The organism is Streptosporangium sp. NPDC049644 (genome assembly GCF_040675205.1).
Lineage (GTDB): Bacteria > Actinomycetota > Actinomycetes > Streptosporangiales > Streptosporangiaceae > Streptosporangium > Streptosporangium fukuiense.
Genome location: NZ_JBFAOJ010000026.1, coordinates 20,585 through 44,441, shown reverse-complemented (window position 1 = coordinate 44,441; position 23,857 = coordinate 20,585). Strand labels below are relative to the sequence as shown.

Genomic DNA, 23,857 nt, shown 5'->3' with positions numbered 1-23,857 from the left:
CGCTTCGCGTTGTGTACGCCTAAAGTTCGTCATTTGGAAGGCTGGTCGTTGGCCGGTGTCATCTACTTGACGGACAAGGGTAATCTTCGACGACCGAGCGGTTTATCCCAATAACTCCCGAACTGCGTAAAACGAATGAGGGGCCATGAAAGGACGCGTGCTGGTCGTCGACGACGACGCCGCTCTCGCCGAGATGCTCGGTATCGTGCTGCGCGGGGAGGGTTTCGAACCTTCCTTCGTCTCCGATGGTGACAAGGCGCTCGACGCGTTCCGCGACACTCGGCCGGATCTTGTACTGCTCGACCTGATGCTGCCCGGCGCCGACGGGATCGACGTCTGCCGCCGGATCCGGGCCGAGTCCGGGGTGCCGATCGTCATGCTGACGGCCAAGAGCGACACCATCGACGTGGTGCTCGGCCTGGAGTCCGGGGCCGACGACTACATCGTCAAGCCCTTCAAGCCCAAGGAACTCGTCGCCAGGGTGCGGGCCAGGCTGCGCCGCACCGACGAGCCGACGCCGGAGATCCTGCAGATCGGCGACATCACCATCGACGTCGCCGGACACTCGGTCAAGCGGGAGGAGGAGACCATAAACCTCACCCCGCTGGAGTTCGACCTGCTGGTCGCCCTCGCCCGCAAGCCGCGCCAGGTCTTCACCCGCGAGGTCCTGCTCGAACAGGTCTGGGGCTACCGCCACGCGGCCGACACCCGCCTGGTCAACGTGCACGTCCAGCGACTGCGAGCGAAGATCGAGAAGGACCCGGAGCATCCCGAGATCGTGGTGACGGTCCGGGGGGTCGGTTACAAGGCCGGCCCGGCCTAGCCGAGACTCCCCCCGGAGCCCGAGATGCCTCCCGCACCGAAGAAACGCCGCCGCACCCCGCGCCAGTTGCTGCGGGGTGTCCGGCGTCGTACCCGGCGGGCGGCCGGAAGGGTGCGCCGCGTCTTCTGGCGCTCGCTCCAGCTGCGCGTGGTCACCAGCACGATGGTCATCTCCATCGTGGTCGTCGCCGTGCTCGGCGTCTTCCTCATGCAGCAGATCGTCAGGACCACCCTGGAGACCAGGGAGAGCGCGGCGAAGAGCGAGGCCCAGGCCGACCGGAACGCGGTGCTCGGCTATCTCAACCAGCCGGCCGAGGCCGCCAAGCAGCCCGTCGAGTCGGGCCAGGCGCTCCAGCCGGGGGGAAGCAGCCCGCTCAGCCAGGCCACCGAGGCGCTCGCGCGCCGGGCCGGGTCGGCCAGCCGCTACTCGGTGATCATCCGTAACGAGGGGCTGTCGGGGGAGTTCTACGGCACCACGAACATCGACCCCGTCAGCATCCCGGCCAGGCAGCGCGACGAGCTGTTCAAGAAGGAGGCGGGCGAGGACAGCACCTGGTACACCCCGCTGTACTACAAGGGGCAGCCCGACCAGCCGGTGCCCGGGATGATCATCGGAACCCGCCTCGACACCTGGGGGACCAGGCTCGACTCGTCGTATGAGATCTACCACCTCGTCCCGCTGGACAAGGAGGAGAAGACGCTCGCCTCCGTCCAGCAGATGATCATCCTTGTCGGCGCCGGCCTCGTGCTGCTGCTGGCCGCGATCTCCTCCCTGGTCACCCGCCAGGTCGTCACGCCGGTGCGGCTGGCCAGGCAGGCCGCCGAGCGGCTGGCCGCAGGGCGCCTGGACGAGCGCCTGAAGGTCCGCGGCGAGGACGACCTGGCCCGCCTGGCCACCTCCTTCAACGAGATGGCCGCCAACCTGGCACTGAAGATCCACCAGTTGGAGGAGCTCTCCCAGGTCCAGCGGCAGTTCGTCTCGGACGTCTCACACGAGCTGCGCACCCCGCTGACCACCGTGCGGATGGCCGCCGACCTGCTCTACGACGCCCGCGAGGACTTCGACCCGATGGCGGCCAGGTCGGCCGAGCTGATGCAGAACCAGCTCAACCGGTTCGAGGCGATGCTCGCCGACCTCCTGGAGATCAGCCGCTACGACGCCGGCGCGGCCGACCTCGACGTCGACTCCGTGGACGTCAGGGATGTGGTGCTCCGCGCCGTCGCCGACTCCGAGGCGCTGGCCGAGCGCCACTCCACCCGTTTCGACCTGCGCCTGCCCGGCGAGCCCTGCATGGCGGAGATGGACAGCCGCAGGGTCGAGCGCATCCTGCGCAACCTGCTGTTCAACGCGATAGAGCATGGCGAGGGCCGGGACATCGTCGTCTCGGTCGCCGCCGACAGGGACGCGGTGGCGGTGGCCGTACGCGACCACGGGGTGGGGTTGAAACCCGGCGAGGAGAACCTGGTCTTCGACCGGTTCTGGCGGGCCGACCCGTCCAGGGCGCGCACGATCGGCGGTACGGGGCTGGGCCTGGCGATCTCCAGGGAGGACGCCATCCTGCACGGCGGCTGGCTGCAGGCCTGGGGCTCGCACGGGGAGGGGTCGCAGTTCCGGCTCTCGCTGCCCAGGGTGGCGGGGGCGGTCCTGCGGGGCTCGCCGCTGCCGCTGGTACCGCCGGAGGTGGAGATGCGCCGCACGTGGCGCGGGCACATGACGCCGGTGCTGTCGCCGGCGGTGGCCGACGGGGGACGCGATGCCGACTGAGCGCGCGCGGAAGGCGGGGACGGCGATCCTGGCCGTCACCCTGGTCTGTGGGGCGTCGGCCTGCTCGGTCATCCCGACCGGCGGCAAGTCCGTCGTCGCCGTCGACAACGAGCGCAAGGGCAACCCGCTGGGCGACCCGTACGCGCGGGTCATCGCCATGCCGCCGAAGGCCGCCTGGTCGCCGGAGGAGGTCGTCACCGGCTTCCGCGCCGCGATGGCGAGCCCCGACGACCCCGACTTCCAGATCGCCCGGCAATACCTCACCGGTGACTTCGCGAACAACTGGAACCCGCACAGCGGTGTCACGGTCTACCGGCAGGGTGACTACGAGAAGTTCGCGCCGCTCCGGGAGGGGGACAAGCACGCCCAGGTCACACTCAAGGGCACCAAGACCGCCATCATCGATCAGGACGGCCGTTACCGTCCGAGCGGCGGCCCGCTGAACCAGCCCTTCACGCTCGCCAAGGAAGCGGGCGGGGAGTGGCGCATCAGCGCGGCCCCCGACGGGCTCCTGCTCTCCGAGGCCGACGTCGCCCGCGGCTACCTCCCCGTGGATCTCTATTTCCTCGACTCCCACTGGAAGGGGTTGGTGGTCGATCAGGTGCGGGTACCGATCGACCCGGCCGCCAACTTCGCCAAGACGACCGTGGAGCGGCTGCTTCAGGGACCGAGCAGCTCCCTCAAGGGCTCGGTGCGCTCCGCCCTCGCCGACACCGAGCTCATCGACGTCACCACCGAGAACAACCGGGTCGTCGTCGACCTCACCAGGCGGGTGGACCCCGACCTGATCGACCCGATGTCGGCCCAGCTCGCCGCGACGCTCACCGCGCTCACCAAGGGCGGCTGGGGTTTCGAGGTCAAGGTCAACGGCGAGTCGTACTACGCCGACACGCCGCTGCAGATCGACGCCCAGGAGCAGTCGAACTTCGACCCGTGGACGACCCCCGACACCGTCACCTCGTTCTATCTCGCCGACGGCGCACTGTGGCTGCTGGACAAGGAGAACGTCGGGCGGCCGGTGCCGGGCAGGGCCGGCCAGAAGAAGAACGCGCTCACCCGCCCGGCGATCAGCGGCCAGCCGGTGCAGCAGGTGGCGGCGCTCGCCCAGGACGGCAAGAGCGTCTCCGTCGCGCCGCTCGCCGCGGGCGGCGAGTGGCGGGTGTGGGCCACCGGAGAATCCCTCATCCAGCCGTCGTGGGACCGCTACGACACGCTCTGGACCGTCGATCGGCCCAACGACCACACCTCGATCGTGACCAGGCACGACGGTGACAACAAGCACCGCTACCGGGTGTCGGCCCCCGACCTGGAGACGGCCTACGTCAAGTCGCTGAAGGTCGCGCGGGACGGCGTGCACGTCGCGGTGGTCGTCAAGGACGGGCTGGGCGAGCAGGTCCACATCGGCACCGTCATCGGTGAGCGGGAGAACACGCGCATCGCCAACCTCCAGACCGTGGTGGACAGTGAGGGCAAGCGGACGATCAAGGACATAGCCTGGAAGGACGGCAAGACCCTCTACGCGCTCACCGGCAAGTCGGAACTGCTGGAGGCGTCGGTCACCGCGGAGCCGAAACCTCTGGCCTTCGACTCGCGGATAGGGATAGAGAGCATCACCGCGCTGGACAGCATCCTGCTGGCCGGGGCCAAGGACGACCAGGGCAACCGGCAGGTCCTCTACTGGACCTCCACCAAGTGGGAGCCACTGGTCAAGAACGAGACCGGTTCGACGGACTTCACCGAGAACGGCCCGTCCGCGCCGGCCTTCCCCCTGGGCTGAGCCGCCTTGACCGCGGGCCGGTCCCGGGCCGCCCCGGGCCGCCCCGGGCCTCCCGCGGCGGGGGGCGGGCTCCCGGCCGATGCTCTGGGCTGGGCTTTTTGTCGGTGCGAGATGACACATTGGGGTGGTGACGACCGCCATGCTCGACCTGATCCTGCCGCCCCGCTGCGCCGGATGCGACGCGCCGGGCTCCCTCGTCTGTCCCCGCTGCGCGGTGGAGCTGCACGGAACGCCCGCGCGCCGGATGCCCGACCCCGCCCCGCCGGGCCTGCCGGAGTGCTGGTCGGCGGCCGAATACACCCCGGCCGTACGGCGGGCGGTCATCGCCTACAAGGAGCGCGGCCGCACGGTCCTCGCACCTCCCCTGGCCGGGGCCCTGGCCCTGGCCGTCGCCACGGCGGCCGGCGAGCGGCCGGTGCTGCTCGTGCCGGTGCCCAGCGCCCGGCCGGCCCACCGGCGCCGCGGGCACGATCCGGTGGCCAGGCTCGCGGAGCTGGCGGCCGGTTGCCTCCGCCAGGCCGGCTGGCCCGCGACCGTGGCGAGGGTCCTCGCCCAGCGGCGGCGGGTCGCCGACCAGGCGGGGCTGAGTTCGCTCCAGCGGGCTGCGAATCTGTCCACGGCCTTCTCTGTCACGATCGGCCGCAACGCGCCTGTGCCGCGTTCCTGGGGTGGCGCAGAGGCGATTGTGCTGGTCGACGACATCGTCACCACCGGAGCGACGCTCGCGGAGGCCGCGAGGGCGATGCGCGAGGTCGGCGTGACGCCGTCCTTCGCCGCCACGGTCGCCGCGACACGCCGGAGAGTCCGAACCGGTGAACCTGACGGAGGATGAGAGGCTCGCGGAGCCGGTGGCCGGTCGCCTCCGCCAGGCCGGCCCTCGCCGCGACACGCCGGAGAGTCCGAACCGGTGAACGTGACGGAGGGTAAAGAACGGTCTCGGCGCCCCACCTCACTCCGAGGCCACACCTCACTGTCCCCATCGTGTCTTCCGGGCTGCTCAACGGTGGCGAACGGCCCTCGCCCCCGGCGCCGCCCACCCGTGGGACAGGGTCTTCGGTGATCGACCGCCAGGCGGTGAAGCACACAAAGTGATCCTTGACACGATCGCCAAGCTGACATTCGGCCGGGATGCGGATAGCGTCTGAGCCATGGCACCCGCTCGGGTCCGTGGTTGCGCCGGACCGACCCCCGACAGGGGGCCGGCACGGCTAGCCGATGCCAGCCGCAGGCCAAACGGTCCACGTAAGACGACTTTTCGTCGATCGATCACGGTGCGGCTTAGAGGTAAGTCCTGCCTTCCCGGGGAGCCAGATGTTCCTCGCCAGAAGAGAAGGGCATGTAGTGGCAAAGAGCTGCGAAACCCTCAGCAGGCGGATGTGGGGACGAAGACCAGGTCGGCCGAGCGGGTGCCGCAGTACCACCGTCGAGATTCGAAGGGGGGCCGTGCATGGAGATCATCGTCAAGGGTCGGCACACCGGAGTGAGTGACCGATTCCGTGACCACGTGAACACCAAGCTGGCCAGGATCGAGCGTTTGGACCACAAGCTCATTCGCGTTGACGTGGAGGTGTCCAAAGAACGTAATCCCCGTATCGTCGATCAGCGAGAGCGTGTCGAGCTCACCATTCATTCACGTGGTCCAGCGGTCCGGGCGGAGGCCTCGGCCGACGACCGTTTCGCCGCCCTTGACATCGCACTCGGCAAGCTCGAAGGACGGCTGCGGCGTCTCGCCGACCGGAGAAAGGTCCACCACGGCAACCACTGCCCCCCCTCGGTCGCCGAACTGACGGCCACCGCGCTCGCGGAAACGTTCGAGAGCGCCCCGGACCGGTCGCTCACCGAGCAGGCCGAGACCGACCTTTCCGAGGACAAGACCATCATCCCGATCCAGATGGACGGGGATGGGCCGCTGATGGTCAGGGAGAAGTTCCACAAGGCCGATCCGATCACGATCGACCAGGCACTTCTGGAGATGGAACTGGTGGGGCACGACTTCTACCTGTTCCGTGACAAGGAGAGCGGGCAGCCGAGCGTCGTATACCTGCGTCAGGGGTACAACTACGGCGTGCTGCGGCTCGTCGAGCCCTGACGAACGCGCTCGAAGATCCTCTCCGACCAACCGAGGACCATGAAACCCGTGTAATCATGGCGGTCCACCGGCTCTGGCCCCCCGAGGAGGAGGCGTGACGGAACCCGACGACGCAACCAGCCCGACCGGACGCGGCGAACCGATCCGCGTGCTGATCGTTGACGATCACGCGCTGATCCGCCGCAGCCTGGAGATGGCGCTGGCCGCGGAGACGGACATCGAGGTTGTCGGCGAGGCGAGCGACGGACAAGAGGCGGTCGAGCTCGCCGACCGCCTCACTCCGGATGTCATGCTCATGGACGTCCGGATGCCACGGAGAAGCGGTATCGAGGCCACTCGTGAGATCAAGGCCTCGGTGCCGAGCACGCGGATCATCATGTTGACCGTGAGTGACGAGGAAGAGGACCTCTTCGAGGCGATCAAGGCGGGCGCCACCGGCTACCTGCTGAAGAACGTCCAGCTCGACGAGGTGCCGGAGGCCGTACGCGGTGTCCACGAAGGACAGTCGCTGATCAATCCGGCGATGGCCGCCAAACTCATCAGCGAGTTCGCCAGCATGAGCCGCAAGGAGGCCGAGCGGCCCCCGCAGCTCCCCGTCCCGCGCCTGACCGACCGGGAGATGGAGGTGCTCCGCCTGGTCGCGAAGGGGATGAACAACCGCGAGATAGCCAAGCAGCTGTTCATCTCCGAGAACACGGTGAAGAACCACGTCCGGAACATCCTGGACAAGCTCCAGCTCCACTCCCGGATGGAGGCGGTGGTCTACGCGGTCCGCGAGCGGATGCTTGAGATCACCTGACCCGCCCCCGGTGCGGTGACCGCGGGACGGTCACCGCACCCGTGCCGCCGTACGGGTGCGGCGGCCGGGGCCCTGCGGTGCCCGGGCGGCCCAGCGGGGCTCAGCGTCATGGTCCGGCGTCACGGCTCTGCGACCGGCCCGGTGCGTCCGTGCTCAGGGCACCCGGCTCAGGGCGTCCTGAAGGGGGCCGGCCAGCAGGGGATCCACCCGCTCGACCCGGACGGCGTCGCAGCCGACCCAGCTCGCCGCCTCCCAGAGCGCCCCGGCCAGCGAGGCCGCGCCCCTGCCGGGCGTGACGCCGGGTTCAAGGCTCACCTGGCGGGCCACCAGGGTGGCGCCCTCGCGGGCGGGGTCGACGCGCCCGATCAGCCGGCCTCCGGCCAGGACCGGCATTGTGAAGTAGCCGTGGACGCGCTTCTCCCTGGGAACGTACGCCTCAAGGCGGTGGTTGAAACCGAACACGCGGGCGGTGCGCGCGCGATCCCAGACGAGGGAGTCGAAAGGGGAGAGCGGGGTCGTGCGGTGCCGGCCTCTGGGCTCGGTCTCCAGCGCGGCGGGATCGGCCCAGGCGTCCGCGGCACGCTCGGGCCATTCGGGGACGCGGACGGGGACCAGCCCGGCGGACCCGTCGCGCAGGCAGCCGTCGAGCAGCAGCGCCTCGGGTGCCTTCAGCCGCAGGAAGTCGACGAGGTCGGCGCGGGTGGCCACCCCGAGCGCGCGCCCGGCGATGCCGGCGAGCCGGGTGACGCACTCGGCGTCGGACGGCTCCTCGGCCAGCAGGTGCCCGGGGACCGCGCGCTCGGCCAGGTCGTAGACCCGGCGCCAGCCCACCCTGCGCGTGCAGACGACCTCGCCGGTGTCGAGCAGCCACTCAATGGCGATCTTGGAGTCGGACCAGTCCCACCACGGGCCGCCCTTCTTGGCTCCGCCGATGTCGGCGGTGGTGATCGGGCCGCTCTCGCGGACCCGCCGCAGCACCGCCTCGACGCTGTCGGGCACCTCGTGCCAGCGGAACTTCCTGGCCCGGAAGTACCTCCGCCTGAAGGCGTACAGCGGCCAGTCGTCGATCGGCAGGACGCAGGCGGCATGACACCAGTACTCGAAGGCCCTGGCGGGCTCGTCCCAGTAGGCCCGCTCGACCTCCCGCCTGCCGACGGCGCCGAGGCGGGCGTACGCGACCAGTTCGTGGGAGCGGGCCAGCACGGAGATCGTGTCGAGCTGGACGGCACCCAGGCGGCGCAAGGCAGCGGGGGCGCCGCCGCGCCGGGACTCCGCGCCGAGGAACCCCTGAGCGCGGAGGATGAGACGACGGGCCTCGTCTGAGGAGAGGGAGAGCTTCATGACCGCCCCGGGAGGAGACAACACGGTGTGCGGCCGAGGCTAGCGCCTGACACCGACGAAAATGCTATGCCGGTGTCAGGGCGTCGCCGGGCGGGGAACCCGGATCCGGTGACGGCGACCCCGGCCGGCGTCAGCCGAGGACGCCCCGGGCGGTCCGGTCGCGCGTCGTGCGGGGTCTGTCCACGACGACGTCCTGGAAGACCCGGAAGACCAGCACCAGGATGGCCCCGATGACGCAGACCGTCGCGCCCGCCCACAGCAGGAACCAGTTGGGACCCGTGCAGAGGCCGGTTCCGGCGACGGCGGAACCCAACATGATCACGGTCACCGCCAGCCAGGACGACGCCCTGCCCCAGTGGTCATCCCTCGCCGTCACGGCCTCTCCCTCCGAGGGGGCTGTGTCGAGTCCACATGATCACCTGATGCGAACATGACAAAAGACGACATACCCTTTGAAGTTGGCCGTACTCTCTCAAAGAAGCGGGCAAGGAACTCCACAGGCCACAAGAGCGTCTTTCAGGGTGGCTGTGTCTGGTGGCGGAACCGCCTACGATGGCAGCGGAGAACCATGTCTCGTCCTCAGCCGGGCCGGTCCGGCCGCGGAAGACCTGCGAGGAGCTTTACCTAAAGTGCCAGCCTTTCTCGATAAGATTCTTCGCGCCGGCGAAGGCAAGCTTCTGCGTAAGCTCAAGCGGATCGCCGACCAGGTCAATTCCATTGAAGACGACTTCACGAGCCTGACCGATGCCGAGCTTCGCGCACTGACCGCCGAGTACAAGCAGCGCTACATCGACGGTGAGTCTCTCGACGACCTGCTTCCCGAGGCCTTCGCCACCGTTCGCGAGGCGTCCCGGCGGGTGCTGGGCAAGCGCCACTTCGACGTGCAGATCATGGGCGGGGCCAACCTGCACATGGGCAACATCTCGGAGATGCGCACCGGTGAGGGCAAGACCCTCACCTGTACGCTGCCCACCTACCTCAACGCCCTCTCGGGCAAGGGCGTCCACGTCATCACGGTCAACGACTACCTGGCCAAGCGCGACGGCGACGAGATGGGCCGCATCCACCGCTTCCTCGGTCTCGAGGTCGGCGTGATCCTGGCCAACATGCCCTCCGACGAGCGCCGCAAGCAGTACAACGCCGACATCACGTACGGCACGAACAACGAGTTCGGCTTCGACTACCTGCGCGACAACATGGCATGGTCGCTGGAGGAGTGCGTCCAGCGCGGTCACCACTTCGCCGTCGTTGACGAGGTCGACTCGATCCTCATCGACGAGGCCAGGACGCCGCTGATCATCTCAGGGCCCGGTGAGCAGTCCGGCAAGTGGTACTCCGAGTTCGCCAAGATCGTTCCTCGGCTCCGCAGGGGCACCGAGGGCAAGGACGGCGAGGAGAACACCGGCGACTACGCCGTCGACGAGAAGAAGCGCACGGTCGGCATCTTCGAGTCCGGCGTGGAGAAGGTCGAGGACTGGCTCGGCATCGAGAACCTCTACAAGCCCGAGCACACCCACCTGGTCGGCTTCCTCAACAACGCGCTGAAGGCCAAGGAGCTCTACAAGAAGGACAAGGACTACATCGTCGTCGACGGTGAGGTCCTGATCGTCGACGAGTTCACCGGTCGCGTCCTGCACGGCCGCCGCTACAACGAGGGCATGCACCAGGCCATCGAGGCGAAGGAAGGCGTCAAGATCAAGGACGAGAACCAGACTCTCGCCACGATCACGCTGCAGAACTACTTCCGCCTCTACGAGACGCTCTCCGGCATGACCGGCACCGCGGCGACCGAGGCCAACGAGTTCCACCAGACCTACAAGCTCGGCGTCGTCCCGATCCCGACGAACCGGCCGATGATCCGCAAGGACCAGGCCGACGTGGTCTACAAGACCGAGGACGCCAAGTTCCTGGCCAGCGTCGAGGACATCAAGGAGCGCTACGAGAAGGGCCAGCCGGTCCTGGTCGGCACCACGAGCGTCGCCAAGTCCGAGCGCCTGGCCAAGGAGCTCAAGCGCAAGGGCATCAAGCACGAGGTCCTCAACGCGAAGAACCACGCCCGTGAGGCCGCGATCATCGCCGAGGCGGGCCGCAAGCACGCCGTCACCGTGGCCACCAACATGGCCGGTCGAGGCACCGACATCATGCTCGGCGGCAACCCCGACTTCCGTGCCGACCTGGAGCTGCGCAGCCGCGGCCTCGACCCGGTCGAGACCCCGGAGGAGTACGAGAAGGCCTGGGGCGAGGCGCTGGAGAAGGCCAAGGAGGCCGTGAAGGCCGAGCACGACGAGGTCACCGAACTCGGCGGCCTCTACGTCCTGGGCACCGAGCGGCACGAGTCGCGGCGCATCGACAACCAGCTCCGCGGCCGTTCCGGCCGTCAGGGAGACCCGGGCGAGTCGCGCTTCTACCTCTCGCTCGAGGACGACCTCATGCGCCTGTTCAACTCGGCCAGGGTCGAGATGATCATGACGCGCCTCAACATCCCGGACGACGTGCCGATCGAGTCGGGCATCGTCTCCAAGGCCATCGCCTCCGCGCAGCACCAGGTCGAGCAGCAGAACTTCGAGATCCGCAAGAACGTTCTGAAGTACGACGAGGTCATGAACCGGCAGCGCAAGGTGATCTACGCCGAGCGTCACCGGGTGCTGGAGGGCGCGGACCTGCACGAGCAGATCCGCGGCTTCGTCAACGACGTGATCGACGAGTACATCGCGGGTGCCACCGCCGAGGGCTTCGCCGAGGAGTGGGACCTCGACAAGCTGTGGAAGGCGCTCGGCCAGCTCTACCCGATCAGCATCACCGCCGACGAGCTCATCGAGGAGGCCGGGGGCCGCGAGGAGCTCACCGCCCAGTTCCTCAACGAGCGGGTGAAGGCCGACGCGATGGCCGCCTACGACCGTCGCGAGGAGGAGATCAACGCGCAGGCCATGAACCCGGAGGGCATGCGGGTTCTGGAGCGCCGCGTCATCCTGTCGGTTCTCGACCGCAAGTGGCGCGAGCACCTGTATGAGATGGACTACCTCCAGGAGGGCATCGGCCTGCGCGCGATGGCCCAGCGCGACCCGCTGATCGAATACCAGCGCGAGGGCTTCGAGATGTTCTCCCAGATGCTCGAGGGCATCAAGGAGGAGTCGGTCGGCTACCTGTTCAACCTCGAGGTCGAGGTGCAGAGCAACCCGATCGTCGAGGAGGCCGAGCCTTCCGAGGACGTGGCGATCGCGGAGACCCGCTCGATCATCGCCCGTGGCCTGCGTGGCCCGCAGCGCCCCGCCGAGCTGGAGTACACGGCTCCGGGGGAGAGCGGTGAGGTGGAGCACACCCGGATCAGGACCAAGGCCGAGCGTGACGCGTACGGCAACGTCGAGCGCAACGCGCCGTGCCCCTGCGGTTCCGGCAAGAAGTACAAGCGCTGCCACGGCGACCCCAAGAACGTCGAGGTCTGATCGCTGATCGGAGGGCCCGCACCCATGGGTGCGGGCCCTCCGGCGTGTCAGGGGGTCGTCTCGAACTCGGTGCAGAGCCACCGCACGCCCCTGCGCTCCAGCCTGAGTGCCAGGACGCGCGAACGGTCGCCGCAGTCGACCACGGCGCACATCTCCACCACCCCGTCCTCGGGCTGGGATATGTGGGCCCTGCCCGCCCGGGGCGGGCGCGCGCTGTTGATGATCTTCCCGCTCCTGGTCAGCTCGGCCTGGGCCCTGCCGGTCAGGTGACAGGAGACGCTCGCCGGCGGCCGCCTGCCGGACAGGATCTCGGCGACGGCCTGCGCGAGGGCGCGCAGCCGCCGCTCGTCGGGGATCGCCCCCGGCGGGCCCCAGATCAGTGGCCTCCCGGTCGGAGGTGCCGGAGTCTCGGGTTCGAGGGAGAGGGCGAGGGTTCCCTGCACGTACGGAGGCATGGCCGGGATGTCCGCCGCGGGGCGGTCCTCGTCGTAGGGGGGCTCGGCGGCGGGGGACGGCGCGATCCGGGGGAGCGGCGCCGGACGTCGTGGGGGCGACATGGGTGACTCCGATGGGGCTCGGCTTGCGGGCGGAGAGACTGACACATGAAGGAGTTTCCGGCCCACTGCCCAGATACGCGGTCCGCCAACTTTCTGAAAATCCCGGTCGGTTCGTCCCTTCGGGCGGAGAAGGTGACCTTGAGCTGGAGTGGTCCATCCCCGAGGGGAGCGGGTTCCGGCCCGAGCTGTGATCTTCGCTGGACGGCCGAAACCACTTCAGGAGCCGGGTGGTCCGGCGTCAGGGCCGCCAGGTGCCGCACCGGGGGGCGCGGCCGGCTCGCCGGAGTCGATGTCGGGTTCGGGCTCGCGGCCGGGGGTCATGATGTTCAGCTTCCTGATCAGGAAGCTGAACACGGAGTAGTAGATCACCGCGTAGACCAGCCCCATCACGATGACGATCGGTATCCCCCGGGCGTTGGGCGCGGTCCCGTACAGGCCCAGGTCGATCAGCCCTGAGGAGAAGCTGAAGGCGAGCTTGGCACCCAGGGCGGAGGCGAGGGCCATGGAGATGCCGGTCAGCACGATGTGGATCACGAACAGCACCGGAGCCACGAAGATGAAGGCGAACTCGATCGGCTCGGTGATCCCGGTGAGGAAGGCGGTGAGCGCCGCGGAGATCATGATCGAGCCGACCGCGGTGCGCCGGTGCGGCGGTGCGGCCCGCCAGATGGCGATCGCGGCGGCCGGCAGGCCGAACATGAGGACCGGGTAGAAGCCGGCCTCGAAGCCGCCGTAGCCGGCGGCGCCGCTGTTGAAGCAGATCATGTCCCCGGCGAGTTTCTTGCCGTCGACCACGCACTCGGGGACCTGGGTCCAGATCACGTTGTTGACGATGTGGTGCATGCCGAGGGGGAGCAGGGCGCGGTTGACCATGCCGTAGATCCCGGCGCCGAGTTCGCTGTTGGAGGCGAGCCAGGTTCCGGAGGCACGGACCCAGCCGCCGAGCACCGGCCAGACGAAGCCGAGGAACACCCCGATCACGAGCCCGGCGAAGGCGGTGAGGATCGGCACCAGACGGCGCCCGCCGAAGAAGGCCAGCCAGGTCGGCAGCCTGGTGCGGTGGTAGCGCTGCCAGAGCAGCGCCGAGACCAGGCCCATGATGATGCCGCCGAGCACCCTGGTCGGGTTCTGCGCGCCGAGGTCGAGTACCACGCTGGGAACGCCGGGGGTGGCCCGCTCGAACACCTCGGTGGTGATGGACTCCCTCAGGTCGGCGTCGAACAGGATGAAGAACATGTTCATGCTGACGGCGTGGAAGACCAGATAGCCGACGAGCGCCGCCAGGGCGGTGGAGCCGTCGGCCTTGCGGGCGAACCCGATGGCGACACCGATCGCGAACAGGATGGGCAGGTTGTCGAAGAGCGCGCCGCCCGCGGTGCCGACGACGCGGGCCACATCGTCGAGCAGGGCGCTGTCGGTCCGGCCGAGAAGGTCGTCCCGTCCGAGCCTGAACAGCAGGCCCGCGGCGGGCAGGACCGCGATCGGCAGCATCAGAGAACGTCCCAGGCGCTGGAGCACGCTCATCGCGGTGGATCCGGGCCGGTGGACGGCGGACAGGCCCGCGTCCGCCGAGGGGGGACTCATCGGGCTTTCCTCCAGGGGGTGAGGGGGAGGAGTGCGGCGAAGGGCGGGGTCAGGCGCGGCGGGTCGGTAGCTCCAGGATCGTACGGAGCTGGTAGCGGTCGGCGCGATAGGTGGAGACCCCGAGTTCGGCGCAGACGCCTCCCGCGTAGGAGCGCCGCTGCAGCAGCAGCACGGCCCCGCCGCGGGGCAGCTTCAGCAGATCGGCGTCGCCGGGATCGGCGATGCCGCCGTCGATGGTGAGCTCACCGGCGTCGAGCACCAGGCCGTAGCGGGTCTCCAGCAGGGCGTAGAGGGAGCGGCCTGTCAGGTCGTGGGTGTCGAGGTCGGGTGCGATGGAGACGGGAATGTGCGCCCGCTCGATGCACATGGGCTCGCCCGCCGCGGTCCGCAGCCGTTCGATGAAGTGGACCTCGTCGCCCGGCTGGATGCCGAGTTCCCTGGCCAGGTGCGCGCTGGCCCTGACCACCCGGCGGTCCAGGTCGCGGGAGCCGGGCTCCATGCCCCTGGTGCGCATCTCCTCGCTGAAGGAGGTCAGCCGCAGGGCCATCTCGATCTTGGGGCGGGCCACGAAGGTGCCCTTGCCGGCGACCCGCTGGAGCCTGCCCTCGGAGACCAGGTGGTCGACGGCCTGCCGGACGGTCATGCGGGACAGGCCGAAGCGCTGGCAGAGTTCGCGCTCGGACGGGATCGCGGTGCCGATCGCCAGCTCGTTGTTCTCGATGAGGTCGAGCAGGATCTCCCGCAGCTGGAAGTACTTGGGCACCGGGCTGTCCGGGTCGATCTGGGCCACGGGATCCTCCCCCCTCGATCTGAGGTGTCTGATGAGTTATGGTTCGTACTGGTCTAGTCCGGACTAGACCACAGGCCGGAAAAGGGTGTCAACGTACGGACCGGAGACGGATCGATAACGGCCCGATCTCGTCCGTCCGAGCTGAAGGATGAGCGCGAGATGACGACCAAGATGCGCAGCGAGATAGCCGAGCAGCCCGCCGCGTTGCGAGCCACGCTCGACGCCCTTCTCCCCAGAACCGGGGAGGTGGAGCGGCTCGCGGGGCAGACCCGCCAGCTGCTGTTCATCGCCCGTGGCACCTCCGACAACGCCGCAGTCTACGGCCGTTACCTGGCCGAGGCGCACACGGGCAGGCTCTCCACGCTCGCCGCCCCCTCGATCGCCACCACCTACCGGCGCAGGCTGGACCTCGACGGCGTGCTGGCCGTCGCCCTCTCCCAGTCGGGCAGGACCGAGGAGATCGTCGAGACCCTCGCCTGGGCGAAGGACTGTGGCGCCCGGACCGTGGCCATCACCAACGGCGGAGAGCGGAGCCCGCTGGCGCAGGCAGCGGACCTCGCCCTGTGCACGGTGGCGGGCGAGGAGAAGGCCGTCCCCGCCACCAAGACCTACACCACCCAGCTCGCCGCCCTCGCCGTGCTCGCCCTCGGTCTCGGCGCGGACGTCGACCCCGGCGACCTGCGGCGGGTTCCGGATGCGGTGGAAAAGCTGGTGGGTGACCCGGGCGACCTGGAGGCGATCGTCGAGGGGCTGGCGGACAAGCCCGGTGTCGTGGTCTCCGGCCGGGGGCTGGCCTTCTCCACCGCGCTGGAGCTGGCGCTCAAGCTCAAGGAGGCGTGCTACCTGCACGCCATGGGCCTGTCGTACGCGGACCTGCTGCACGGCCCGATCGCCGTGGTCGACGCGGACACCCCGGCGATCCTGGTCGCGGCGGGCGAGGGCCCGACCCTGGCGGGCACCGTGGCGCTCGCCGAGCGGGTGACCGGTGCGGGAGCCTCGGCCTACACGGTCGGCGGCGGTACCGCGCTCTCCTCGGTCTCCACCGCCGAGCTGAACGGCCCCGACCTGCCCGAGTGGGTCGCGCCGCTGGGCCTGATCGTCCCCGGTCAGCTGCTCACCGAGGCGCTCGCGCGCAGGCTGGGGATCGACCCGGACGCTCCGCGTGGTCTCAACAAGGTGACCCAGACCGAATGATCGCGACACCTCCTCTAGCCTGCCCATAGCCCTGGGGACAGGGTGATCACAACTGGAGGGCGACATGGCGGCCGACGCCGACGCGATCATCGCTGGACTCGGTGGTGCGGACAACATCATCGAGATCGAACCGTGCATCACCCGGCTCCGCACCGAGGTGCGTGACGCCTCCAAGGTCGACCAGGTGGCCCTGCGCGCGGCCGGCGCGCACGGCGTGATGGTGGCCGGCGGTGTCGTGCAGGTGGTGGTGGGCCCCGAGGCCGACATGATCGCCGGCGACATCGAGGACATCATCGGCTGAGGGAGGTGCTCTCGCGGACGGGGGCATGCCGAGGGGAGTGCGGTGACCACGGTTCTGGCACCGGTCGCGGGGGTGGCGGTGAGACTCGACTCGGTACCCGACCCGGTCTTCTCCGAGGGCCTGGTCGGGCCCGGCATGGCGATCGAGCCGGACCGGGCACCCGGCCGGGCCTTCTCTCCCATCGCGGGCACCATCGTCAAGCTGCACCCGCACGCGTTCGTGGTCGTCGGCGACGACGGCAGGGGAGTCCTCGTCCACCTGGGCATCGACACGGTTCAGCTCAGGGGCGAGGGTTTCGAGCTGCTGGTCGCGGAGGGCGATCGGGTGAGCGCCGGGCAGCCGGTGGTGGCGTGGGACCCGGCCGGGATCGAAGCGGGCGGACGCCGCCCGATCTGCCCGGTCGTGGCGCTGGACGCCACCGCGGGCGCCGTGACCGGCCTCGCCGAGGGGGCCGTGGACGCCGGTGACCGGCTTTTCGAGTGGAGCGATCCGGTCTGACGGCCCGCGGAGCCGGGAGATGGCGAAGAATGTGAAATGGTGTTGAGCCATCGGATGGCCAAAGGCCGGCAAACACGCCGTGTGGTCTAGACCACGGCGTCGATTCTCAAGGAGGAGCACGTGGCCGAGCGCCATGTCACCGTCACGGCGGAGGTCGGCCTGCACGCCCGGCCCGCCGCGACGTTCGTGCAGGCGGCGACCAAGGCGTCCCTGGATGTCACCATCGCCAAGGGGGCCGGCTCGCCGGTGAACGCCAAGAGCATCCTGTCGGTCCTCGCACTCGACGTCAGGAGAGGGGACGTGGTGGTGATCAGGGCCGAGGGTGAGGGCGCCGAGGAGCTTCTCGACCAGCTGGCGGGCATCGCGTCGGCGCCGTGAGCCGAGGTGCCTCTGATTCACCGGCCGGTTCACCGCGCGGGCACCGGGGCGTCCGCCCGGATAGCGTAAGGGGCATGGCTCGGTGGATGTGTGTGACGGGGATCGCAGTGATCGCGACGATGGCGGCCGGGTGTGCCGGCACCGGAAGGGCCGCTCCGCCGGCGTCCGGCGCGGTCGGGGGCGGGGAGTCCTCCGCGAGCGCGAGCCCGGCGGCCACGCGCGCCGAGACGGCCACGCCCGGGACGGCGAGACCCGGAACGGCGAAGCCGGCCGGTGTGGAGGCCGTGCTCGCCTCGATGAGCCTGGAGGAGAAGGTCGGCCAGCTCTTCATGCCGGTGCTCTACGGCCAGGCGGCCGACACGGTGTCGGGGGAGAACCAGGCGCGGTTCGGCGTGGACACCCCGGCGAAGGTGGTCGCCCGCTACCGCCCCGGTGGGGTGATCCTGTTCCCCTGGGCGGGCAACGTCAAGAACGTCAGGCAGGTCGTGGCGCTGACCAACGGGCTGCAGAAGGCGTCGCCGGAGATCCCGCTGCTGATCGGCGCGGACCAGGAGAACGGCCAGGTCTCCCGGCTCGCCCCGCTGGTCACCAACCTGCCGGGAGCCTCGGTCATCGGCTCGACCGGCGATCCCTCGCTGGCCCGCCGGGCCGCGGAGGTGACCGGTAGCGAGCTGCGCGTCCTGGGCATCAACCTCGACTTCGCCCCCGTCGCCGACGTCAACATCAACCCGCGCAACCCGGTGATCGGCCCGCGTGCCTACGGCTCCGATCCGAACAAGGTCGCGCCGATGGTCGCCGCCGCGGTCCGCGGCTTCCATGACGCGGGGATCGCGGCCACCGCCAAGCACTTTCCCGGCCACGGCGACACCAACGTCGACAGCCACACCGGTCTGCCGGTGATCAGGCACTCCCTGTCCCAGTGGAAAAGGCTGGACGCCCCGCCTTTCGCCGCCGCCATCGGCAGGGACGTCGACGCGATCATGAGTGCGCACGTCGTCATGCCGAAGCTCGACCCCTCCGGCGACCCGGCCACCCTCTCCAGGCCGATCCTGACCGGGCTGCTCAGGGAGAGGCTCGGCTTCGACGGGGTCGTCTCGACGGACGCGCTGGACATGGCGGGGGTGCGCAAGAGGTATGACGACGGTGAGGTGGCGGTACGGGCGATCCAGGCCGGGGTCGACCTGCTGCTCATGCCGCCGGACTACCGAGAGGCCCGTGGGGCGCTGCTGGCCGCCGTGAAGTCCGGGAAGATCTCGGAGGCGCGGATCGACCAGTCCGTCCGGCGCCTGCTGAAGCTGAAGGCCGCCCGTGGCCTGCTGGAGAGGGCGCCGGTCGCCGACCCGGCCAAGGCCGAGCGGGTACTGCGTTCGGCCGGGCACCTCAAGGTCGCCCGGCTCATCAACTCGCGGGCCCGCTGAGCGGGCCTCCGGTCGTGACCGCGGCCTGAGCCCCGGTCACCGTGGTCGTGCTCCCGGTCATGATCCGCTCACGGCACGGCCGGGTCCGTGCCGCAGGACCGGATCAGGCGGCCTGGAGGCTGCCGGTCCTGGCCAGCGAGACGACGAGCGACTGGATGACGCGCGTGAGAAGGGCCTCGATCAGCATGACCGCCGCCTTGGCGAGCACCGTGGAGAAGAATCCGTACATAACAACCTCATAGGGAGAAGGATCGCTTAATGCGATAATCCATACCAAACAGGACTAAGTCACCCACTAGCAGATTACCGTTTGGTGAACGTTGGGTGACACCTATCGGTTGGGTGTCTGGAAGACGACTCCGGCGGCCGTGGTGGCGGCGGCACTGCTCAGGGCGATGAACCACCCCACCGGCCCGAGGGGACGGCAGCCGAAGAAGTGGCAGAACCCGGGAACCGAGACGCTCATGCCCAGAACGCCGAGGGACAGGAGCGAGGCCAGCACCACGGTGCGGTCCCGGCTGCCCAGGGCCAGGGTCTGCAGCAACTGCGCCGACACCAGCGCGACCAGTCCCATCGTGTCCGCCCGCCCACGCGTGCCGGTCATCCGGCCGATCGCCCAGGCCGCGCCCGCCGCACTCGCCGTGGTGGCGGCCCGCAGGTAGATGTCCCGGGTCAGGGAGGCCCCCAGCGAGGCCTCCGGGCCCTCCTCCAGCAGTTTCTCCGGACTGGCCGCGGTCGGCGGCCGGGAGGCCACCGCCATCGCGGGCAGCATGTCGGTGAGCAGGTTGACCAGCAGCAGCTGCCGGGCGTTCAGCACGTTCCGGCCGCTGATCAGACTGGATCCGACCGCGAAGACGATCTCACCGATGTTGCCGCCCAGCAGGATGCTCAGGGCGTCGCGGACCGACCCCCACATGGCCCTGCCCTCGATGATCGCGTCGACGATCGTCTCGATGCGGTCGTCGGTCACCACGATGTCGGCCGCGGCCCTGGCCGCCGGGGTCGCGCGGGAGCCGAGGGCGATCCCCACGTCCGCGAGCCGGATCGCGGGGGCGTCGTTGGCGCCGTCCCCGGTGACCGCCACGACCTTGCCGGCCCGGCGCAGACAGCCGACGATCCTGGCCTTGTGGGCCGGGGTGGTCCTGGCGAAGACCGTCACGTCCGGCAGCGCCTCCAGCAGGGTGTCGTCGTCCATCCCGTCCAGCTCGGGCCCCGTCATGATCTGCCCGCCGTTCAGCACGTTCAGCTCGACGCCGATCGCCTCCGCCGTGCTCGGATGGTCGCCCGTGATCATGACGATGCGTACGCCCGCCCGGGTCAGCCGGCCGACGCTTTCGGCCGCCGTGGGCCTCACCGGGTCGGCCAGGCCGAGGAAGCCCAGGAAGCACAGGCTCTGGATACGGGACTCGTCGAGGTCGCGACGGTCGGAGGCGGCGCGCTCCGCGACCGCGAGCACCCGGTAGCCCTGCCGGGCGAGCTGGTCGAGCTCCTTCTCCAGCTCCGCCTCGAGGGAATCCGTGATAGGGACCACCTCGCCGTCGCGGAGTACGGACGTGCAGCGGGTGACCACGACCTCCGGAGCGCCCTTGACGCTCAGCAGCGGCCCCGAGTCGTTCGTGCCGAGTACCGCGTGGTAGCCGCGTCCGGGCTCGAAGGGAAGCTCGTCGACCCTTTCCCAGCTTCCCGTGCCCTCCCTGGGCACCACGCCCAGCCGCTCGGCCCCTTTCACCACGGCGCGATCGGTGGGGTGCGCGATGGGACGCCCCTCATCGTGCCGCGGGCACGCGCGCAGCCCCGCGGCCACGATGTGCCTCATCTCGGGTGTCAACGCCTCGACGAGACGTTCGTCCTGCCCGTCCGAGACGCACCGCAGGCTGATGCGCCCCTCGGTGAGCGTCCCGGTCTTGTCGAAACAGAGCACGTTCACCCGGCCGAGGGCCTCGATCGTGGAGGGGTTGGGCACCAGGGTGTCGCGGGTCGACAGCCGCCGGGCGGCGGCGAGTTCCGCGACCGAGGCGACGAAAGGCAGCCCCTCGGGCACGGCCGCGACGGCGAGGCTCACCGCGGGCGCGAGCGCCTCGATCATCGACCTGCCGCGCAGCAGGTCGGCGGCGAGCAGGACGAAGCCGGAGCCGATCGCGACCGGAAGGATCCGGCGGCTCAGCTTCCGCAGTCGCAGCTGCACGCCCGAGACGGGTGGCCGCTCCTTGGCGAGCCTGGCGGTCCTGGCGGCCTCGGTCGCCTCGCCCGCAGCGACCACCACGGCCAGCCCGCTACCGGCCGCGACGGTCGTACCCTCGTAGACCATCGAGCTCCGGTCGGCGACGGCGGGCGCGTCGACGGGCGCCGGTGACTTGGTGACGAGCTGGGACTCGCCGGTCAGCGCGGCCTCGTCGATCTCCAGGCCCGTCGCCCTGAGCACCCGGCAGTCGGCCGGCACGGTGTCGCCCGCGCGCAATTCGAGCACATCGCCCGGTACCAGGTCCTCGGCTGTCACGCTCACGCCCTCGTTGGGGCGGCGCAGCCGGACCCGGATCGCGACCGACTCGGTCAGGCGATGCAACGCCCGTTCGGCGCTGAACCGCTGGCCCCCTCCGATGAGCGCGTTGGCGAACACCACGGTGGCTATCATCACCGAGTCGGAGACCGAGCCGACCAGGGCCGACAGGCCCGCTCCGGCGGCCAGGACCGGGGTCAGCGGGTTGGCCAGTTCCTCGGCGGACGCGCGGAGCAGCGAGGCGGGACGCTCGGACTCCGCGGCTCCCGCCGAGGTCCTGCGCCGGACGGCCTCGGCCTCGGTGATCCCGCTGGGCGAGGAGCCCAGCAGGGACAGGACGTCCTTGGTCGACATCGCGTGCCAGGGGGTCTGGTCCACCCGGACCGGCGGCGTCTCCTGACCGGCGTGCCAGCCTGCCCACACACCCGTGACGATGGCGGCCATCGCCGTGCAGTCACTCGAGAGCTGCGCCCTGCCCAGTGACCGCGACGGCGGCCCGAGGGCGGTCAGCACGCCTCCGGCGGTCGCTCCCGTGGCGTCGAGCCAGGCGCACCGTTCGCTTGTCCTCCTCGCCGGTGCCAGGCAGCTCAGCAGTAGGTGGATCTCCTCGAGTTCGCCGATCACGTCCGCGTCCCAGGGCACCCGGGCCGAGCGGGACAGCACGCCGATGCCCAGGTCGGCGTGGGCCAGCGCGGTCATGTGGCGTCCCGACACCACGGCGACCCCGCGGCCGTCCGCCTGGAGCGCGCGGACCGACCGGGTCAGCCGGGAGGCGTCCGGTACGAACTCGTCGACGCCGAGCCGCCGACCGAGCCCCGGATCGCCTCCCGTCAGCAGCACGGTGCCCGCGGCCTTGGCCGCGGTGACGATCGCGTCGGCCAGCGGGTCCACCTGCGGTGCCATGCCGACCAGGGCGACGGGCTCGCCCCGCCTCGCCACGCGGACGGCCCGGAGTCCCCGAGCCGCCCATTCCTCGGTGTCCGCCGCGGTGAGCCCGGCCGGGCCCGGCACCGGCTCGGCGGTCCACTCCTCGTGCTCCCGCCGCGCGCCGGGGTCGGTGAGGTCGAGCAGGGCGTAGAGCCGCGCGTGCAGCCCGTCGGTGTCGGCGTCGCCGAGGGACACGATGCGGTCGATCTCCCAGGAACCCGTGTCGAGCACGTCGGCGTCGAGGATGACCGTGTCGATGCCGTCCATGTGGCGTAGGGCGCGGCTGTTGAGGACGACCGCCCCGCGCCGCGCCAGGGCGCGCCCGATCGCGGAGGCGAAGGATTCGCGGCCCAGCTTCGCGGCGTTGGGGGTCGCCGCGGTGAGCATGGCGATGGTCCGTTCCCGGTTCTTGCCGAGGAGGTACGTCAGCCCGGTGGCGCCCACCGTCACCTGGCTCGCGACGTGCTCGAACCGTCGTACGGGGCTGGTGGTCATGGGGGCCGGGCGTGGTTTCCTGGCCACCCGGATGTGGTGGTAGGAGCCCTCCCACGAACCCAGTTCGTGCTCGTGCCTCTCCCAGGCCCGTCGCGTGTCGCGCGTCTCGAGGTAGCGGCCGACGGCGGTGGCCGACTGGACGAGCATTCCCAGCGGACGCAGCGCCAGCGTGTAGGCGACGATGTCCGCCGTTTCGAGCAGGGCGGCGGCGGTCGGGACGCCGAGGTGTCGGTCCAGTTCGGTGCGGACCTTCGGGGTGGACTCGGCCAGGCTCAGCAGGGCGGGAACGATCGGAGTGAGCGGCAGCACGTGCATCACACGCCCGGCGAGCGCCATTCCCGTTCCGACCAGGCTCCCGCCGAGCCGGATGCTCATGCGCGTGTGGCTCCGCACCGGGTTGGCGATGCGGTGCTCCGCGTATTCGGAGGCGAGGGACACCGGGCCCGGCAGCGAGTCGTCGAACTCGGCGTCCTCGTCCACCTCCGGCTCGTCGCCGTCGCCGTCGTCAGCGTTGTCGAACGAATCGACGACCGCCACCAGTTCCTCCAGGTCGACCGAGCCGGGGTCGCACCCCACGAACACGGTCCCGAGGGCGCCGTTGACCTCCGCCCGCTCGATCCCCTCCACCTTCAGCAGCGAGCTCTCCAGCCGTCGCGCCGCCCGCCCGCTGCCAGGACCGCCGATCGCGTACAGGTCGATACGGAGCCCGCCGGGACAGATTCGCCTCCCTCGGGAATGCCTCAGGGCGTTGCGGATCACCTCGGGCATGGCACCCCAGAGAGTTTCCGCGGGAAGCGAGAGCAGACGGGGTACGAACATCCGGGTCTCCAGTAGACGAGATGACGAGGCCGATCAGGCCGTGGTTACACGTGGCCCGATCGGCCCCATCACTGTGATCACTTGGAGCCGCTCCCACGGGTCGAGGTCTTCTGGCGGGTGGCCGACCTGGTGGACCTGGAGGTGGAGCTCGCGGCACGGGAAACGGGCGCCGAGGTCCGCGACGCGGATCCGGTGGCGCGCGCCGCGGACCTGGCGGTCCGCGAGGTGGTGCCTGCGGCGCGTGACGTGGATCTGGTGGCGCGCGATGTGGTCTTGGTGGTCCGCGAGGTGGGTTTCGTGGTCCGGGATGTCGTCGCCCGCGAGGTGGTGCCTGCGGCGCGTGACGTGGGCCTGGTGGCGCGT

At 70.1% G+C, this 23,857-nt stretch carries 20 protein-coding genes; 13 read left to right on the top strand and 7 right to left on the bottom strand.

Going from position 1 to position 23,857, the window contains the following annotated elements; translation table 11 throughout:
• Positions 1 to 145: 145 nt before the first annotated feature.
• The 6 genes from mtrA to AB0J58_RS17225 all read left to right on the top strand — a co-directional run bounded on the left by mtrA (position 146) and on the right by AB0J58_RS17225 (position 7,252).
• Positions 146 to 823, top strand: a complete 678-nt coding sequence (gene mtrA / locus AB0J58_RS17250) for an MtrAB system response regulator MtrA (protein WP_030907316.1) — start codon at positions 146 to 148, stop codon at positions 821 to 823.
• Positions 824 to 847: 24 nt separating this feature from the next.
• Entirely contained in the window at positions 848 to 2,587 is a 1,740-nt protein-coding gene (gene mtrB, locus AB0J58_RS17245; protein ID WP_343974448.1) for an MtrAB system histidine kinase MtrB, read from the top strand.
• On the top strand, positions 2,577 to 4,364 hold the full coding sequence (locus AB0J58_RS17240) for an LpqB family beta-propeller domain-containing protein (protein ID WP_364216437.1): 1,788 nt from the start codon (positions 2,577 to 2,579) through the stop codon (positions 4,362 to 4,364). Before mtrB ends, AB0J58_RS17240 begins: the two co-directional genes overlap by 11 nt.
• Positions 4,365 to 4,491: 127 nt before the next feature.
• A complete protein-coding gene (locus tag AB0J58_RS17235; protein ID WP_364216434.1) occupies positions 4,492 to 5,196 on the top strand; it encodes a phosphoribosyltransferase family protein in 705 nt (234 codons plus the stop codon).
• A 615-nt stretch (positions 5,197 to 5,811) separates the two neighbouring features.
• Positions 5,812 to 6,453 (top strand): ribosome-associated translation inhibitor RaiA, encoded by a 642-nt coding sequence (gene raiA, locus AB0J58_RS17230; protein WP_364216431.1) that lies wholly within the window; start codon positions 5,812 to 5,814, stop codon positions 6,451 to 6,453.
• A 94-nt stretch (positions 6,454 to 6,547) separates the two neighbouring features.
• Positions 6,548 to 7,252: a response regulator transcription factor gene (locus tag AB0J58_RS17225; protein ID WP_343978966.1), complete on the top strand. Its 705-nt coding sequence runs from the start codon at positions 6,548 to 6,550 to the stop codon at positions 7,250 to 7,252.
• Positions 7,253 to 7,405: 153 nt separating this feature from the next.
• Here AB0J58_RS17225 and AB0J58_RS17220 read toward each other — a convergent pair whose 3' ends face one another.
• Together AB0J58_RS17220 and AB0J58_RS17215 are read right to left on the bottom strand one after the other, a co-directional pair.
• Complete coding sequence (locus AB0J58_RS17220; RefSeq protein WP_364216427.1) at positions 7,406 to 8,593, bottom strand: crosslink repair DNA glycosylase YcaQ family protein; 1,188 nt, start codon at positions 8,591 to 8,593, stop codon at positions 7,406 to 7,408.
• A gap of 130 nt (positions 8,594 to 8,723) precedes the next feature.
• On the bottom strand, positions 8,724 to 8,969 hold the full coding sequence (locus AB0J58_RS17215; protein ID WP_364216424.1) for an HGxxPAAW family protein: 246 nt from the start codon (positions 8,967 to 8,969) through the stop codon (positions 8,724 to 8,726).
• A gap of 253 nt (positions 8,970 to 9,222) precedes the next feature.
• On the opposite strand from AB0J58_RS17215, the gene secA reads away from it, so the two are divergent.
• Positions 9,223 to 12,036 carry a preprotein translocase subunit SecA gene (gene secA, locus AB0J58_RS17210; protein ID WP_364216421.1) on the top strand — a complete coding sequence of 938 codons (2,814 nt, stop codon included), beginning with the start codon at positions 9,223 to 9,225 and terminating at the stop codon, positions 12,034 to 12,036.
• A gap of 47 nt (positions 12,037 to 12,083) precedes the next feature.
• On the opposite strand, the gene AB0J58_RS17205 is transcribed toward secA, so the two are convergent.
• From AB0J58_RS17205 to AB0J58_RS17195, 3 genes are all read right to left on the bottom strand, one after another.
• Complete coding sequence (locus AB0J58_RS17205; protein WP_364216418.1) at positions 12,084 to 12,593, bottom strand: Rv3235 family protein; 510 nt, start codon at positions 12,591 to 12,593, stop codon at positions 12,084 to 12,086.
• 216 nt (positions 12,594 to 12,809) lie between these two features.
• The gene (locus AB0J58_RS17200; RefSeq protein WP_364216415.1) at positions 12,810 to 14,177 is read right to left on the bottom strand and encodes a PTS transporter subunit EIIC; all 1,368 of its coding nucleotides are present in this window, start codon (positions 14,175 to 14,177) and stop codon (positions 12,810 to 12,812) included.
• A 49-nt stretch (positions 14,178 to 14,226) separates the two neighbouring features.
• Positions 14,227 to 14,967: a GntR family transcriptional regulator gene (locus tag AB0J58_RS17195; protein ID WP_350920864.1), complete on the bottom strand. Its 741-nt coding sequence runs from the start codon at positions 14,965 to 14,967 to the stop codon at positions 14,227 to 14,229.
• Between the two features lie 159 nt (positions 14,968 to 15,126).
• Here AB0J58_RS17195 and AB0J58_RS17190 point away from each other — a divergent pair, with 159 nt between their 5' ends.
• From AB0J58_RS17190 to AB0J58_RS17170, 5 genes are all read left to right on the top strand, one after another.
• On the top strand, positions 15,127 to 16,161 hold the full coding sequence (locus AB0J58_RS17190) for an SIS domain-containing protein (protein WP_364216412.1): 1,035 nt from the start codon (positions 15,127 to 15,129) through the stop codon (positions 16,159 to 16,161).
• 64 nt (positions 16,162 to 16,225) lie between these two features.
• Complete coding sequence (locus tag AB0J58_RS17185) at positions 16,226 to 16,462, top strand: glucose PTS transporter subunit EIIB (RefSeq protein ID WP_343978987.1); 237 nt, start codon at positions 16,226 to 16,228, stop codon at positions 16,460 to 16,462.
• 42 nt (positions 16,463 to 16,504) lie between these two features.
• On the top strand, positions 16,505 to 16,960 hold the full coding sequence (locus AB0J58_RS17180) for a PTS glucose transporter subunit IIA (protein ID WP_364216409.1): 456 nt from the start codon (positions 16,505 to 16,507) through the stop codon (positions 16,958 to 16,960).
• Between the two features lie 120 nt (positions 16,961 to 17,080).
• Entirely contained in the window at positions 17,081 to 17,338 is a 258-nt protein-coding gene (locus AB0J58_RS17175; RefSeq protein WP_343978993.1) for an HPr family phosphocarrier protein, read from the top strand.
• A gap of 74 nt (positions 17,339 to 17,412) precedes the next feature.
• On the top strand, positions 17,413 to 18,756 hold the full coding sequence (locus AB0J58_RS17170; protein ID WP_364216406.1) for a glycoside hydrolase family 3 protein: 1,344 nt from the start codon (positions 17,413 to 17,415) through the stop codon (positions 18,754 to 18,756).
• Positions 18,757 to 18,859: 103 nt separating this feature from the next.
• Here the strand turns inward: AB0J58_RS17170 and AB0J58_RS17165 are convergent, their stop codons facing one another.
• Both AB0J58_RS17165 and AB0J58_RS17160 read right to left on the bottom strand, forming a co-directional pair.
• Positions 18,860 to 18,985 carry a hypothetical protein gene (locus AB0J58_RS17165; RefSeq protein ID WP_364216403.1) on the bottom strand — a complete coding sequence of 42 codons (126 nt, stop codon included), beginning with the start codon at positions 18,983 to 18,985 and terminating at the stop codon, positions 18,860 to 18,862.
• 102 nt (positions 18,986 to 19,087) lie between these two features.
• A complete protein-coding gene (locus AB0J58_RS17160) occupies positions 19,088 to 23,494 on the bottom strand; it encodes an HAD-IC family P-type ATPase (RefSeq protein ID WP_364216400.1) in 4,407 nt (1,468 codons plus the stop codon).
• Between the two features lie 81 nt (positions 23,495 to 23,575).
• On the opposite strand from AB0J58_RS17160, the gene AB0J58_RS17155 reads away from it, so the two are divergent.
• Positions 23,576 to 23,857, top strand: a 282-nt coding sequence (locus AB0J58_RS17155) for a hypothetical protein (RefSeq protein WP_364216397.1), incomplete at its 3' end; no start/stop codon positions are given.

Bases quoted from the DNA above. Each gene is read 5' to 3' on its own strand.
- mtrA (WP_030907316.1), top strand. From the start codon at position 146: ATGAAAGGACGCGTGCTGGTCGTCGACGACGACGCCGCTCTCGCCGAG.
- mtrB (WP_343974448.1), top strand. From the start codon at position 848: ATGCCTCCCGCACCGAAGAAACGCCGCCGCACCCCGCGCCAGTTGCTG.
- AB0J58_RS17240 (WP_364216437.1), top strand. From the start codon at position 2,577: ATGCCGACTGAGCGCGCGCGGAAGGCGGGGACGGCGATCCTGGCCGTC.
- raiA (WP_364216431.1), top strand. From the start codon at position 5,812: ATGGAGATCATCGTCAAGGGTCGGCACACCGGAGTGAGTGACCGATTC.
- AB0J58_RS17220 (WP_364216427.1), bottom strand. From the start codon at position 8,593: ATGAAGCTCTCCCTCTCCTCAGACGAGGCCCGTCGTCTCATCCTCCGC.
- AB0J58_RS17205 (WP_364216418.1), bottom strand. From the start codon at position 12,593: ATGTCGCCCCCACGACGTCCGGCGCCGCTCCCCCGGATCGCGCCGTCC.
- AB0J58_RS17200 (WP_364216415.1), bottom strand. From the start codon at position 14,177: ATGAGTCCCCCCTCGGCGGACGCGGGCCTGTCCGCCGTCCACCGGCCC.
- AB0J58_RS17190 (WP_364216412.1), top strand. From the start codon at position 15,127: ATGACGACCAAGATGCGCAGCGAGATAGCCGAGCAGCCCGCCGCGTTG.
- AB0J58_RS17185 (WP_343978987.1), top strand. From the start codon at position 16,226: ATGGCGGCCGACGCCGACGCGATCATCGCTGGACTCGGTGGTGCGGAC.
- AB0J58_RS17170 (WP_364216406.1), top strand. From the start codon at position 17,413: ATGGCTCGGTGGATGTGTGTGACGGGGATCGCAGTGATCGCGACGATG.
- AB0J58_RS17165 (WP_364216403.1), bottom strand. From the start codon at position 18,985: ATGTACGGATTCTTCTCCACGGTGCTCGCCAAGGCGGCGGTCATGCTG.
- AB0J58_RS17160 (WP_364216400.1), bottom strand. From the start codon at position 23,494: ATGTTCGTACCCCGTCTGCTCTCGCTTCCCGCGGAAACTCTCTGGGGT.